Here is a 12,306-nt window from a genome sequence, read left to right as displayed (position 1 = left end):
ATGGCCGCCGTCAGGTCGTCGAGTTTTTTCTCCACCCTGACTAAGAGGTAAAAGGCGATGACCATGGGGAAGCCATAGTTGCCGATCTGGACCCAGAGGTTTTCCATGTCAGGCTCCCTCCTTTTCCTCGCTGAAGTTCCACTCCTGGACTACCTTTTCCCGGCCCTGGCCCAGGAGTTCCCCCCAGGCGGCCACGCATTCGCCGCAGAGAATAAGGTCGCCGATGAGGGCAGTATCCTCCAGGAGCAGGATTTTACCTTCCAGGGTCTGCTGGCGGTCGCAGCAGTTGCAGCGTCCCCGCCGGGGCCGGGCGAAATAACTAAATTTGACCTGCAGCATACCAGGAGCCTCCTCTTCTTATTTCCACCATTCGATGGTGGCGGTATGTCGCCATGAGCGGCTCCTCCAAAGCCACCTTGAACGGTTCCTGCTAAATTAAGGGGATGGGGTGAGCTGCGAGTACCTCAACCCGCTCACCCCATCCTGGAATAACTAACCGCAAAGCTTAAACAGCGATGATGTCGGTGACATCCCTGGTGACGATACGGGCCCCGACGATAGCCGTCAAGTCGCCGCCGGGCGAGGTAAAGATGTTCCTGGCCAGGATGAGGTCCATGACGGCCCGGACTTCAGCTTCGGTCAGGTTGTCGCGTGGGTCCTGGACGGCCAGGGTGGTGCGGCGGCCGGCGGCATTCTGGAAGATCAATTCCAGGCGTTTGGTAAGCATAACTGTTCACCTCCTATAGATTTACTTAGGCGCCGGCACTGAGGTCGTTCTCGTTAACGCGGCTGACGGCGTTAACGGGATGTACCTGCAAGCTGCCAATGGCCTGGGCGACGTCGTAGACATCCTGGTCGCTGGCAGAAGGTTTGACGCGGCTGTAGGAGCGCACCCGGTAAACGGGCTGCCCGTTGGCGTCGGTCCCGGTCTGCACCTGCAGGCGTAAAGTGGTGGCCAGCGGGGTACTGATCACAGCCATTTGTTTCACCTCCCTTCGGACGGCTACATCATAGCATGGTTGCCTGCAAAAACGAACTAATGTTTGCATACAATTACGAGCCAGAACCTGTCGTTAACCGCTAATACCGGCTGCTAAGGAAAGCCAATAAAGCAGAAAAACGAAAGCAGGAATATCGTACCAGGCGGATTACTTTAACTTTTGGCAAAGAGATGGAGAACCAGGCCGGCAGGCCCCTGGCAGGATACCGGAGCGTTTATGTAGATAACAGGTCGCTCCGGATTATATGGAAGGTTACAGAACTGCAGGTAATAGAGGTCGTCATCATAGCCAGCATAGCCGAACGCGAAGGAATGCTGGCCTATAAACTGGTTTCCAGGCGCAGGGAAGAATTGGAGAAGTTTATCAAAGAACTGGTTAAGTAATAACAGGTCTTAATAAAAGTACTAAGTAGTATCCAGTATGAACTACTCATCCAGGACGGTGTTACCGGCCTGGTAGAGCTTCCAGGGAGCTCTTAACTACGCAGCCATTATACAAAATTAACCTTGTAATCCATTGACGCGCTTAACATATGCTGGTATTATTGTTCATAAAGTAAGCATAAGATATGTCGAAATAAATATAATGGAGCAGTCGACATGGATAGCCATTACGCAGTCCTGGACTGTCTGCAAAGAAACGACAAGCTCACCCAGCGCGACATCGCCCGTTACACTGGCCTTTCCGCTTTCTGCGCTGCAGATCTGGCCGGTATAGACGGCCGCAATACCCTGGTAATCACCTGGCAGGCCGGGGAAGAATACCAGCCCCCGGGGATAGAAGTGGTGAATATAATCCCCCGATTGTAGGGATTAGGGAGTAGAAAAAAATAATAGACACTCATAGTTACATAAAATGGTATTAATTATTAGCGGTAGTAGAACTATTTAAGCAGAGGGCTTTTTAGTATGCTCTTTTAGCTTCTTTGTTGAGGGGAGGGTTAGCGGGTGGAAGAACAAAAAGACGCCAACCTGGCAATGTATGCGGACGAGCACGCCATGCGATTAGAGTTTGCCGATATTGTAAGAGTTGACGCTAACGCGGAAAGGGTTATTCTAACCTTTATTCAACGATATCCAGAAGCCGAGGCAGCAAACCGAACAGAAACTAAGCCCCCTATTCCTGGCGTCCAGTATATGCCGAATGGGCGTATCGTTAGTCGCGTGGTTGTGTCTTGGCCACATCTGATACGTATACGGGATATGCTTAATAAACTTATCTCCGAACGGGCCTCTGATGTAGTAGCTGCCGCCCAAACTATAATGGAAGGGAAAAAAGCTATTGATTCAGAAAAATAACATAATCCAATTCCCCGGCGGAGAACAGACTACTTTTGAACAAACGCCCCGTGATATTACCGTCAATGATGCTGGACTGCCCATTGGGAATATTATAAAAGAGGCATTCCTCGATAGGATTGTATTCGTACCAAGAGTTTCTGAGAGACAGGAGAATCTAAGAAACGAACTAATGCAAAGAATTGTCCAAACGGCGCAGGCAATTAATGAAACAGCCGTTACCCGGGAAGGGGAGACTCAGGTGGACTGGCAGGAGAAATATCTCGATAAGCTGGACCGTGATATCGGCGAAATCAAGCAATCGCTGCAAGCTACCGAGGAGCGTATTGCCGCTATGGTGAGCCAGACCCTGGGTGAAATCCGCGACCGCGATAATCAGCGGCACGCAGAGGTTCAGACCATCAGGGCCGACATGCAGGCTATACGTTCGGATAACGAGGAGACCCGCCGCTGGATAATAGGGATGGCTATAGCTACGATCCTGGGTATAGCTGCAATGGTTGTTACTGTTCTACTAAAGTGAAGGTCGGGTTCCGCAATTTGGCATTATAGCGCCAGGAGCCTGAAGAGGGTAATTTGTCCCCTCGCAAACGCGAAGAAGTTGAGAAACAGCTTCAAAGAAAAGATAAAATTGAAGATAGTGTGCTTATCAAATAGTATTGTTGTGAAAAAAGAAGATATCCTGGCGGCACTACGCTACGCAGCCATTATACAAAATTAACCTTGTAATCCATTGACGTTCCTAACATATGCTGGTATTATTGTTCATAAAGTAAGCATAAGATATGTCGAAATAAATATAATGGAGCAGTCGGCATGGATAGCCATTACGCAGTCCTGGACTGTCTGCAAAGAAACGACAAGCTCACCCAGCGTGAGATCGCCCGCCGTACTGGCCTTTCCGCTTCCTGCGCTGCAGATCTGGCGGGTATAGACGGCCGCAACACCCTGGCAATCACCTGGCAGGCCGGGGAAGAGTACGTAGTATTGCAGGGAATTGAAGTGGTGAATATAATCGACCGATTGTAGAGATAAGAGAGTATAAAGAAATTAAAAGGCACTCATAGTAACATATAATGGTATTTTATGGGGTAGTCCCAGTGTTGCCGATTATCCCTGCTACCAACAAAATCACTATCAGAGTTGTTAATAAACGGCAACAGGAAAGGGTAGTGCGGGCTGTTGCCGGGAAATGGAAAGATCGTCGTGACCTGGTCGACGATCTTTTGAAAATTCGGGAGGACGAAGATGACCGCCCGGGAACAAGCCTTGAATAAATATGTTATAGATACCGGAGTGACTTAAACCATGAAAGGCCTTATCCTCTCCGGCGGCAAGGGCACCCGCCTGCGGCCCCTCACATACACCACCACCAAGCAGCTCATTCCTGTGGCCAACCGGCCTATTTTATTTTTTGTCATCGAGCAGGTCGTCCAGGCCGGGATTAGTGACATCGGCATTATCATCTCCCCGGAGACGGGGGAGAGCGTGCGCCAGGCCGTGGGCGACGGCAGCCGCTTCGGCGCGCAGGTTACGTACATACTCCAGGAAAAACCGCTGGGGCTGGCCCACGCGGTACTTACGGCCCGCGATTTTCTTAAAGACGAGCCCTTCCTCATGTTCCTGGGGGACAACCTCATCCAGGACGGCGTGACCGGCCTGGTAGAGACCTTCCAGAAAGAAACCGCCGACGCCGCCATCCTGCTGAAGGAAGTCCCCGACCCCAGGGCCTTCGGTGTGGCCGTCCTGGACGGGGAAGGCCGGGTGACCCGCCTCATTGAGAAACCCAAAGAACCGCCCAGCAACCTGGCCCTGGTAGGCATCTACCTTTTCACCCCGGCCATCCACCGAGCCATTGCCAATATCCGCCCCTCCTGGCGGGGCGAGCTGGAGATCACCGACGCCATCCAGGAGCTCCTCCAGTCCGGCGGCCGGGTCCTGGCCCGCCGGGTAGAAGGCTGGTGGCTGGATACCGGCAAGAAGGACGACATCCTGGAGGCCAACCGGGCCGTGCTGGACGCCTACGCCCGCACCGCCATAGAAGGAGAAGTCGATGCCGGGAGCCATATCGCCGGCAGGGTCGCCATCGGCCCCGGCAGCAGGATAAAGAACACCACCATCCGCGGACCGGCGGTCATCGGCAAAGGCGTTACCTTGGAAGACTGCTTCATCGGCCCCTTCACGGCCATCGGCGACGGCAGCACCCTCACCAGGGTGGGACTGGAGCACTCCGTGGTCCTGGAAGGCTGTATTTTAAGCGACATTCCCCGCATTGAGGACAGCCTCATCGGCCGCAACACCCGCGTCCGCCGCGCCGCTGACGGCCGCCAGGCCCTGCGCCTCTTCCTGGGGGACGACGCGGAGGTCGCTGTTTAAACTCGCAAGAAAGAAGGATAGAATTATGGAACTTATCGACGGCGTAAAATTGCGGCAACTCCGGCTTATCCCCGACAGCCGGGGTTACCTCATGGAGATGCTCCGCCGCGACTGGGAAGAATTCATGCAGTTCGGCCAGGCCTACATCACCGCCTGCTACCCCGGCGTCATCAAAGCCTGGCACTACCATAAACTGCAGTGGGACCACTTTGTCTGCGTCAGCGGTATGGCCCGGGTGGTCCTCTACGACGACCGGGAAGGCAGCCCCACCAGGGGGCTGGTCAATGAGTTTCACATCGGCTGCTTAAACCCGGTGCTCTTAAAAATCCCGCCCCTGGTCTACCACGGCTTCACCGCCGAAGGACCGGAGACGGCTTTAATCGTCAATTTCCCCACCGAGCTTTACAACTATCAGCAGCCTGACGAGTACCGCCGGCCCTACAACGACCCGGCCATCCCCTACTCCTGGGAGGTAAAGCATGGCTAAACTCCTCATAACCGGAGCCGGGGGCATGCTCGGCCAGGCCGTGACCCGGGAATTCCAGGGCCGTAACCATATGGTTACGGCTCTAAGTCATGCCCGGCTGGACATAACCGACCTGGCAGCAATCAAGCAGGCCCTGGTAGAATACACCCCGGAAGTCATAATAAACTGCGCCGCCTACACCAAAGTCGACCAGGCCGAGACCGATTACGAGGCGGCCGTACGGGTCAACGCCCTGGGCGTAAGGAATCTCGCCCTGGCCTGTAAAGAGACAGGTGCCGTGCTGGTCCACATCAGCACCGATTACGTCTTCGACGGGCAAAAAAATGAGCCCTGGAATATCTATGACGAGAGGCATCCCGTTAACGCCTACGGTCGCAGCAAGTACCTGGGGGAACGCTTCCTGGAAACCATAGCGCCCCGTTATTACCTGGTCCGCACCTCCTGGCTCTTCGGCCCCGGCAGCCCGAACTTTGTCGAAACCATACTAAAACTGGCCCGGGAAAAGGAAACCCTTACCGTAGTCGACGATCAATGGGGCTGTCCCACTTATACAATAGACCTGGCCCGCGCCCTGGCCGGCCTGGTGGAAAGCGGCTGCTACGGCGTGTACCATATTACCAACCAGGGGGCCACCACCTGGTACCGCTTTGCCCAGGAAATCCTGGCCGCGGCAGGTGTTAAGACAAACCTCAAACCCGTTACCAGCGCCGCATTCACGCGCCCGGCCCGGCGCCCGGCATATTCGGTGCTGGACCTTTTCCCGTTAAAAGAAACCATTGGCTACCTCCTGCCACCCTGGCAGGACGCATTGATGCGCTACTTTGCTGAGAGGAGAAACACGGATTGGTAAAGTTGTTAGTCACCGGCGGCGCCGGCTTTATCGGCTCCAACTTCATCCGCCACATATTAAAAGAGCATCACGACTGGTACATAGTCAACCTGGACAAGCTCACCTACGCCGGCAACTTGGAAAACCTGAAGGACGTAGAGGACAACCCCCGCTATCGCTTTGTCCGCGGGGACATAGCCGATCGGGAGCTGGTCGACCATCTTTTCCGGGAAGAAAAATTCGATCTCGTCGCCAACTTGGCCGCCGAGTCGCACGTGGATCGCAGCATCCTGGACCCGGCGCCCTTCATCGAGACCAACGTCAAGGGCACCAAGGTGCTGCTGGAGGCCGCCCGGCAGCACGGCGTCCAGAAATTCCTCCAGGTATCCACCGATGAGGTCTACGGTTCCTTAGGGCCGGACGACCCGCCCTTCACCGAAGAAAGCCCAATCCGGCCCAATAGCCCCTACTCGGCCAGCAAAGCCGCCGCCGACCTCATGTGCCGGGCCTACTTCGTCACCTACGGCCTGCCGGTAGTCATCACCCGCTGCAGCAACAACTACGGCCCCTACCAGCACCCGGAAAAGTTCATCCCAACCATCATCCTGAACGCCCTGGCGGATAAACCCATCCCCGTCTACGGCGACGGCCAGAACGTCCGGGACTGGATTCACGTCGAGGACCACTGCCGCGCCCTGGACCTGGTTTTGCAAAAAGGGCAGGCGGGGGAGGTTTATAACATCGGCGCCAAAAACGAACACACCAACCTGGATATCGTAAAAACTATTCTCCGGCTCATGAATAAACCCGAAAGCCTCATCACCTTTGTCAAAGACCGGCCGGGGCATGATCGCAGGTATGCTATAGAGCCGTCAAAAATAGAGGCCGCCTTATCCTGGCAGCCCCGGGTGGATTTCACCTCCGGCCTGAAGGATCTCATTACATGGTACATAGAGCACCGGCCGTGGTGGGAACGGGTGAAAAGCGGCGAGTACCGGATATATGCCGAGAGGTGGTACGGGTCGTTAGCGAAATAGTTTGTCCAAACAGCGGAGGTGATTATGGTTATGAACCGCGCTGATATGCCTGTACAGGCTGCCGGCCGGCAAGAGTTACCTCTAAATCCGGCCCGGGCCGGGTTAGCGGGGCATACTTTTCGGCGGGTCCTGGAAACCGCTTTCATTATCGCCATAGACCTTTTAGGGCTGGCCGCCAGCTTCAGCCTGGCCATCCTGGTCAGGACGCAGGTTTTACCGGCGTTGAGCACGCTTTTTCCTCCCAAGCTTCCCGACGAGCTGGTAGCCAGCCTCTGGTGGCTGCAGGGGATTACCCTTGGCTTTTTTGCCTACGAAGGCTTATATACCACCCGCCTGCCTTTTTGGCGCGAGTTCAAGCAGCTGGTTAAAACCATTACCCTGGTTTTCCTGGTAGTTCTGGCGATAGTTTCCCTGGCCAAGATGAGCAACCAGATATCACGAACAGTTATCGTCATTACATACTTATTTTGCCTTGTAATATTACCTGTAAGCCGTTATGCAGGCAAAATATTTCTTGCCAGGCTCGGCCTCTGGCGCCAGCGGGTGCTGCTGCTGGGGGCCGGTAAGACGGGAGAGCTGGTGGCCAGGGCTATCAGCCGCGACCCTTACCTCGGGTACGAAGTGGCAGGTTTTTTGGAAGACGACCCGCGTAAAAAATACAAAACTTTCACTCTTAAGGGCCGCACGAATATTAGGGTCCTGGGGGGGTTTAACGATAGCCGGGAAGTAATGGAGCGCCTGGGAGTGCACCAGGTAATCGTAGCGGCGCCCGGCATGCCGGCCCAGGAGCTGGTGCAATTAGTGAACCGCTTGCAGCGGGAAGCCGAATCAGTGCTGGTGATCCCCGACCTTTTTGGTGTCCCGGTAAACAGCGCGGAAATAGACTATTTTTTTGAAGAGCAAGTGCTGGGCTTCCGTGTCCGCAACAACCTGGCAAGTCCAGTAAACACGTTTCTTAAGCGCGCTTTTGACCTGGCAGTGGGCAGCGTTATTTTATTAATCAGCGCGCCCTTGATGGCTGCCATTGCCCTGGCAGTGAAGCTGGACTCCCCCGGCCCTGTCATTTTTGCCCACAGGAGGATCGGCCGGGGCGGGAGGGAGTTCAAGTGCTACAAGTTCCGGACGATGGTGGTCAACGCCGAGGCCGTCCTCCAGGAATACTTGCGGAAAGATCCCGCCCTGCGGGCCGAGTGGGAGCGCGACTTCAAGCTGAAGAACGACCCGCGCGTTACCAGGGTGGGGAGATTCCTGCGGAAGACCAGCCTGGACGAGCTGCCCCAGATCTTCAACGTCCTCAAGGGTGAAATGAGCCTGGTTGGCCCGCGGCCCATTATCAGAAAAGAAGTTTTGCGCTTCGGGCCGTATATAAATGACTTTTACCTGGTGCGCCCGGGCATCACAGGTCTCTGGCAGGTGAGCGGCCGCAATGATATCGACTACCCGGAGCGCGTCCGCCTCGAATCCTGGTACGTACACAACTGGTCATTGTGGCTGGACATCATCATCCTCATCCGGACAGTGGGCGTAGTCCTGGCCCGGCGGGGGGCGTATTGAGTAGCAATAAAACCAGATTACATTTAAAGATATGATAAATAAGTTGAGATGGGGGTTATTATGGCAAAATGAAAAAAATAACCGTATCATTATTTAATAACAAAGGCGGGGTTGGAAAAACAACAATTGCTTGGTATTTAGGAACGTCACTTTCTCATTTGGGTAAGAAGGTGTTACTAATTGATTTTGATCCACAATGTAATCTTTCTATTGCAACTTTAGGCTCTGAAGGGTTTGCTTGTTATTTAAACACCTCCAATGAATATCCTTATGGAAAAACAATTAGGGCATTTGTGCAGCCTTATATACAGCAAAATAAAAAAATAGATAAAGTTTATGTTGCTAAGCCTAAATATTTACCCAAAGATGGACCAACTCCAGATATTGTACCTGGTGATTTTTGGCTCAATAACTTTGCAGATATTTTAAATGTTGGTACTGATGTTATTGCTGGCTCTGGTTTATATCGATTTTTAATTCTTCACAATTTGGTTGAACAAATAGAAATAAACAAAAAGGATAGTTATGACTTTGTATTAATTGACTTACCGCCATCATTTAATACATTGGTAAGATCAGCTTTATATTGTTCTGATTATTTTATAGTCCCATGTACTCCAGATTTGTTTTCAGCCTATTGTGTTGGGTTAATAGGTGAGGTATTACCGGATTTCATAACCGATTGGGAACAAGGGAAAAAAAGATATCTTTCCGCCAATCCATATGATGATGTAGTACCCACAAAAGGCCAACCAAAGTTTGGTGGATGGATTTTTAACGGTTTTGATACCAGAAAAAAAACGGGTTCAAGTATTGTGCAAGAGACTGGCGCCGATAAAGCTCAATTTGAAAAAATTTACTTAGCCATAAAGGAAAAACTTTTACCTAATTTACGCAAATTAAGTTACTATTCTTGCATTCCTGGTTTTGTTACCGCTGATCCAATAGCTAGGATTGAAGATTTAAATGTAATGGCGCCTGATAGTATTGTACAAAATATACCAATTAAGTATTTACCTTTAGCTAAACCGACAAGAGATATTGGCAGAGGGTCTTGGAGTCTAAGCCAAAGAGATCTTATGAGTAAAATAGACCAAGAATTTGATAATTTAGCTCGGTATATGATTAGTAATTTTTAAGAAACAATCGTTAAATTTTATGGACAAAGACCACTTTTACAACTGGGCCTTGAAACAAAAAGAACAAAGAGAATCCACATCATCAAAGAAACGTTAGAGTCTGCACCGGCAAAGTGACCACAATTTTTAAAAGTGAAAAGGTTTCGGCAATGCTCTTGTTCCCTCTTAACTTGCATCCTTTTTATATATAAGTTATCTCCGGGAGTGTTCATTTAAAAAATGCGTATTACTATAATCGGAATCGGCTACGTGGGTCTTGCTACGGCAGTAGCCCTTGCCTACCTCGGCCACAATGTGGTAGGTGTCGAAAAAGATCCTTATAAATTGAAACTGTTGCGAGAGGGCAAAAGTCCTATTCACGAACCCGGAATTGAAGAGCTGCTGGAGCAAAGTAAAGAAAAGCTAGACTTTACTGATGATATCGCTGGAGCAGTTGCAGATGCAGATCTGATACTAATTGCCGTGGGCACTCCTCCTAAAATGAATGGAGAAGCGGATATCCATTACGTTGAGGAAGCAGTCCGTCAGGCAGCTATGGGAATGGTTTCTGGATCGACCTATGTAATAGTTATAAAATCCACCGTACCCATTGGCACCGGCAGGCGGGTTATGCATGTAGTGCGTAAAACGCTGGCAAAACGCGGAGTAGAAGCAAATGTCCACGTCGCTTCCAACCCTGAATTTTTGCGAGAGGGGATGGCCCTAAGGGATACTTTGTACCCGGACCGGATAATCGTGGGGGCCGAGACGCCAAAAGCAGTTGAAGCTTTACTGCGCCTTTACAGGCCAATCTTAGAACAGACCTTCATCCCTCCACCGTTTCTGCCTCGCCCCGAGGGGTATTCCTTGCCTCCTCTGGTTACAACCGACCCCACCAGCGCAGAGTTGATAAAGTACGCGGCCAATGCTTTTTTGGCTCTTAAGATCAGCTTTATTAATGAAATTGCCGGGCTTTGCGAAAAAGTAGGAGCTGATGTAAAAGAAGTAGCAAGGGGAATAGGCTTGGACCCCCGTATTGGCCCCCATTTCTTGCAGGCCGGTCTGGGATGGGGAGGTTCATGTCTACCAAAGGATACCGCTGCCTTACTGGCGGTTGCTGCCGAGTATGGTTATACCATGCCCATTGTGGAAGCGGCCCGGGTTGTAAATACCAGGCAGCGTCATCTGATTGTGGAAAAACTACAGGGAGAACTTAAAATCCTCCGTGGCCGGATTATCGGCATTTTGGGACTGGCATTTAAGCCTGAAACAGACGATGTCCGGGAATCTCCAGCTCTGGATCTGGTTCGTATACTTACCGAACGGGGAGCCCATGTAAAAGTGCACGACCCGATAGCTATACCTAAAGCTAAAGTGGCTTTGGGAGAGTTGCCGGTTGATTATGCGGATGATCCTTATACCCTGGCTGAAGGATGCGATGCCCTGATTTTGGCCACGGAGTGGGAAACATACCGGCATTTGAACCTGGCTGTTATTTCTAGGCGGATGAACACACCTGTGCTTGTAGACGGCCGTAACTTTTTTAACGCGGAACAGGTTCGCCGGGCAGGTTTCATCTACCTGGGGGTGGGGAGATGAAACACGCGCTGGTTACTGGAGGGGCTGGTTTCATTGGAAGCCATTTGGTGGACCGATTCCTGGCAGAAGGTTGGCGGGTCACGGTGGTGGATAATTTCGACCCTTTTTACGACCCGGCCATTAAGGAGAAGAACATCGAGCCACACTTGCAACATCCGAACTACGTTTTGGTACGGGCAGATATTCGGGATCTGGCAACACTTAAGTCCAGATTAAGTGGAGGTTACGACGTTATTGTTCACCTTGCGGCTAAAGCCGGGGTGCGGTATAGCCTAAAAGATCCCGTCACGTACCAGGAGGTAAACGTTCGGGGTACCCAAAACCTGCTGGAACTGGCCAGGAAATGGGGTGCGAAGCAGTTTATCTTTGCTTCCTCTTCAAGCGTTTACGGAGTTAATCCAAACTTGCCCTGGCGTGAGGACGATAATGTTTTGATGCCCATCAGCCCTTATGCCGCCACCAAAGTGGCTGGGGAACTTCTGGGGCACGTGTATAGTCACCTTTACGGTATTCGCTTTATTGCTTTGCGTCTTTTCACCGTTTATGGCCCCCGCCAGCGCCCGGATTTGGCTATCCATAAATTTGCCAGGCTTATGATAAAAGATGAGCCTATTCCAGTCTACGGGGATGGTACTTCTTTGAGGGATTATACATATATTTCCGATATTGTTGATGGTATACTGGCAGCAATAAATTATAACAAGAATATGTATGAAGTGATTAATCTTGGAAGTAGCCGTCCAGTTCCATTATGGGAATTAATACAAGCCCTGGAGAAAGTATTGGGGTTGAGAGCAAAGATAGAGAGACTTCCTGCCCAACCGGGGGATGTACCGCAAACCTATGCCGATATCAATAAGGCTAGGGAGCTCCTGGGTTTCAACCCTAAAGTAAAACTCCCTGATGGTATCCGGTATTTTATTTTGAGCTTTTCGAAAAACGACATAACAACTCAATGATAGGGACAGGGAATTATGAATCTCTTTTAATTTTAGCGCCAATGTTAA

The 12,306-nt window shown here is 51.5% G+C and carries 18 protein-coding genes; 14 read left to right on the top strand and 4 right to left on the bottom strand.

From position 1 onward, the window contains the following. The 4 genes from FLZ89_RS16485 to FLZ89_RS01960 form a co-directional block, all read right to left on the bottom strand. Positions 1–107: YvrJ family protein (locus FLZ89_RS16485; protein WP_141305261.1), on the bottom strand; the 107-nt coding region annotated here is incomplete at its 3' end. 1 nt (position 108) lies between these two features. Next, positions 109–339: a hypothetical protein gene (locus FLZ89_RS01970; RefSeq protein ID WP_141304227.1), complete on the bottom strand. Its 231-nt coding sequence runs from the start codon at positions 337–339 to the stop codon at positions 109–111. A gap of 166 nt (positions 340–505) precedes the next feature. Beyond that, the gene (locus FLZ89_RS01965; protein WP_141304226.1) at positions 506–727 is read right to left on the bottom strand and encodes a DUF2922 domain-containing protein; all 222 of its coding nucleotides are present in this window, start codon (positions 725–727) and stop codon (positions 506–508) included. 25 nt (positions 728–752) lie between these two features. Next, the gene (locus FLZ89_RS01960; RefSeq protein WP_141304225.1) at positions 753–980 is read right to left on the bottom strand and encodes a DUF1659 domain-containing protein; all 228 of its coding nucleotides are present in this window, start codon (positions 978–980) and stop codon (positions 753–755) included. A 191-nt stretch (positions 981–1,171) separates the two neighbouring features. Here FLZ89_RS01960 and FLZ89_RS01955 point away from each other — a divergent pair, with 191 nt between their 5' ends. The 14 genes from FLZ89_RS01955 (at position 1,172) to FLZ89_RS01895 (ending at position 12,258) form a co-directional block, all read left to right on the top strand. Further along, the gene (locus tag FLZ89_RS01955; RefSeq protein ID WP_172613394.1) at positions 1,172–1,384 is read left to right on the top strand and encodes a hypothetical protein; all 213 of its coding nucleotides are present in this window, start codon (positions 1,172–1,174) and stop codon (positions 1,382–1,384) included. Positions 1,385–1,600: 216 nt separating this feature from the next. Beyond that, positions 1,601–1,810 (top strand): winged helix-turn-helix domain-containing protein, encoded by a 210-nt coding sequence (locus FLZ89_RS01950; RefSeq protein ID WP_141265545.1) that lies wholly within the window; start codon positions 1,601–1,603, stop codon positions 1,808–1,810. A gap of 138 nt (positions 1,811–1,948) precedes the next feature. After that, positions 1,949–2,299, top strand: coding sequence for a DUF3467 domain-containing protein (locus tag FLZ89_RS01945; RefSeq protein WP_141304224.1), 351 nt, complete (start codon positions 1,949–1,951; stop codon positions 2,297–2,299). 172 nt (positions 2,300–2,471) lie between these two features. Further along, positions 2,472–2,822 carry a DUF1515 family protein gene (locus FLZ89_RS01940; RefSeq protein WP_141265547.1) on the top strand — a complete coding sequence of 117 codons (351 nt, stop codon included), beginning with the start codon at positions 2,472–2,474 and terminating at the stop codon, positions 2,820–2,822. A 293-nt stretch (positions 2,823–3,115) separates the two neighbouring features. Further along, positions 3,116–3,328 carry a winged helix-turn-helix domain-containing protein gene (locus FLZ89_RS01935; RefSeq protein ID WP_141304223.1) on the top strand — a complete coding sequence of 71 codons (213 nt, stop codon included), beginning with the start codon at positions 3,116–3,118 and terminating at the stop codon, positions 3,326–3,328. A 71-nt stretch (positions 3,329–3,399) separates the two neighbouring features. Then, a complete protein-coding gene (locus FLZ89_RS15500; protein ID WP_172613393.1) occupies positions 3,400–3,576 on the top strand; it encodes a hypothetical protein in 177 nt (58 codons plus the stop codon). A gap of 31 nt (positions 3,577–3,607) precedes the next feature. After that, entirely contained in the window at positions 3,608–4,675 is a 1,068-nt protein-coding gene (locus tag FLZ89_RS01930) for a glucose-1-phosphate thymidylyltransferase (protein ID WP_141304222.1), read from the top strand. 25 nt (positions 4,676–4,700) lie between these two features. Continuing rightward, positions 4,701–5,162, top strand: coding sequence for a dTDP-4-dehydrorhamnose 3,5-epimerase family protein (locus tag FLZ89_RS01925; RefSeq protein ID WP_141304221.1), 462 nt, complete (start codon positions 4,701–4,703; stop codon positions 5,160–5,162). After that, positions 5,155–6,012 carry a dTDP-4-dehydrorhamnose reductase gene (rfbD, locus tag FLZ89_RS01920; RefSeq protein ID WP_141304220.1) on the top strand — a complete coding sequence of 286 codons (858 nt, stop codon included), beginning with the start codon at positions 5,155–5,157 and terminating at the stop codon, positions 6,010–6,012. Before FLZ89_RS01925 ends, rfbD begins: the two co-directional genes overlap by 8 nt. After that, positions 6,006–7,028 (top strand): dTDP-glucose 4,6-dehydratase, encoded by a 1,023-nt coding sequence (rfbB, locus tag FLZ89_RS01915; RefSeq protein ID WP_141304219.1) that lies wholly within the window; start codon positions 6,006–6,008, stop codon positions 7,026–7,028. The genes rfbD and rfbB overlap by 7 nt, the downstream gene beginning before the upstream one ends. 30 nt (positions 7,029–7,058) lie before the next feature. Continuing rightward, a complete protein-coding gene (gene wbaP / locus FLZ89_RS01910) occupies positions 7,059–8,582 on the top strand; it encodes an undecaprenyl-phosphate galactose phosphotransferase WbaP (protein WP_141304218.1) in 1,524 nt (507 codons plus the stop codon). A gap of 68 nt (positions 8,583–8,650) precedes the next feature. After that, positions 8,651–9,721: a ParA family protein gene (locus FLZ89_RS01905; RefSeq protein ID WP_141304217.1), complete on the top strand. Its 1,071-nt coding sequence runs from the start codon at positions 8,651–8,653 to the stop codon at positions 9,719–9,721. Positions 9,722–9,940: 219 nt separating this feature from the next. Beyond that, a complete protein-coding gene (locus FLZ89_RS01900; protein WP_141304216.1) occupies positions 9,941–11,299 on the top strand; it encodes a UDP-glucose dehydrogenase family protein in 1,359 nt (452 codons plus the stop codon). After that, entirely contained in the window at positions 11,296–12,258 is a 963-nt protein-coding gene (locus FLZ89_RS01895; protein ID WP_141304215.1) for a GDP-mannose 4,6-dehydratase, read from the top strand. Before FLZ89_RS01900 ends, FLZ89_RS01895 begins: the two co-directional genes overlap by 4 nt. Positions 12,259–12,306 lie beyond the last annotated feature (48 nt).

Origin of the sequence: Moorella sp. E306M, from assembly GCF_006538385.1 — a bacterium.
Taxonomy (GTDB): Bacteria; Bacillota; DSM-521; order Neomoorellales; family Neomoorellaceae; genus Neomoorella.
This window is presented reverse-complemented; position numbering and strand designations above follow the sequence as displayed.

What these genes read in the sequence shown, in the direction of transcription:
- FLZ89_RS01970 (WP_141304227.1), bottom strand. Translation starts at nt 339, where the DNA reads ATGCTGCAGGTCAAATTTAGTTATTTCGCCCGGCCCCGGCGGGGACGC.
- FLZ89_RS01965 (WP_141304226.1), bottom strand. Translation starts at nt 727, where the DNA reads ATGCTTACCAAACGCCTGGAATTGATCTTCCAGAATGCCGCCGGCCGC.
- FLZ89_RS01960 (WP_141304225.1), bottom strand. Translation starts at nt 980, where the DNA reads ATGGCTGTGATCAGTACCCCGCTGGCCACCACTTTACGCCTGCAGGTG.
- FLZ89_RS01955 (WP_172613394.1), top strand. Translation starts at nt 1,172, where the DNA reads ATGGAGAACCAGGCCGGCAGGCCCCTGGCAGGATACCGGAGCGTTTAT.
- FLZ89_RS01950 (WP_141265545.1), top strand. Translation starts at nt 1,601, where the DNA reads ATGGATAGCCATTACGCAGTCCTGGACTGTCTGCAAAGAAACGACAAG.
- FLZ89_RS01940 (WP_141265547.1), top strand. Translation starts at nt 2,472, where the DNA reads ATGCAAAGAATTGTCCAAACGGCGCAGGCAATTAATGAAACAGCCGTT.
- FLZ89_RS01935 (WP_141304223.1), top strand. Translation starts at nt 3,116, where the DNA reads ATGGATAGCCATTACGCAGTCCTGGACTGTCTGCAAAGAAACGACAAG.
- FLZ89_RS01930 (WP_141304222.1), top strand. Translation starts at nt 3,608, where the DNA reads ATGAAAGGCCTTATCCTCTCCGGCGGCAAGGGCACCCGCCTGCGGCCC.
- FLZ89_RS01925 (WP_141304221.1), top strand. Translation starts at nt 4,701, where the DNA reads ATGGAACTTATCGACGGCGTAAAATTGCGGCAACTCCGGCTTATCCCC.
- rfbD (WP_141304220.1), top strand. Translation starts at nt 5,155, where the DNA reads ATGGCTAAACTCCTCATAACCGGAGCCGGGGGCATGCTCGGCCAGGCC.
- wbaP (WP_141304218.1), top strand. Translation starts at nt 7,059, where the DNA reads ATGAACCGCGCTGATATGCCTGTACAGGCTGCCGGCCGGCAAGAGTTA.
- FLZ89_RS01905 (WP_141304217.1), top strand. Translation starts at nt 8,651, where the DNA reads ATGAAAAAAATAACCGTATCATTATTTAATAACAAAGGCGGGGTTGGA.
- FLZ89_RS01900 (WP_141304216.1), top strand. Translation starts at nt 9,941, where the DNA reads ATGCGTATTACTATAATCGGAATCGGCTACGTGGGTCTTGCTACGGCA.
- FLZ89_RS01895 (WP_141304215.1), top strand. Translation starts at nt 11,296, where the DNA reads ATGAAACACGCGCTGGTTACTGGAGGGGCTGGTTTCATTGGAAGCCAT.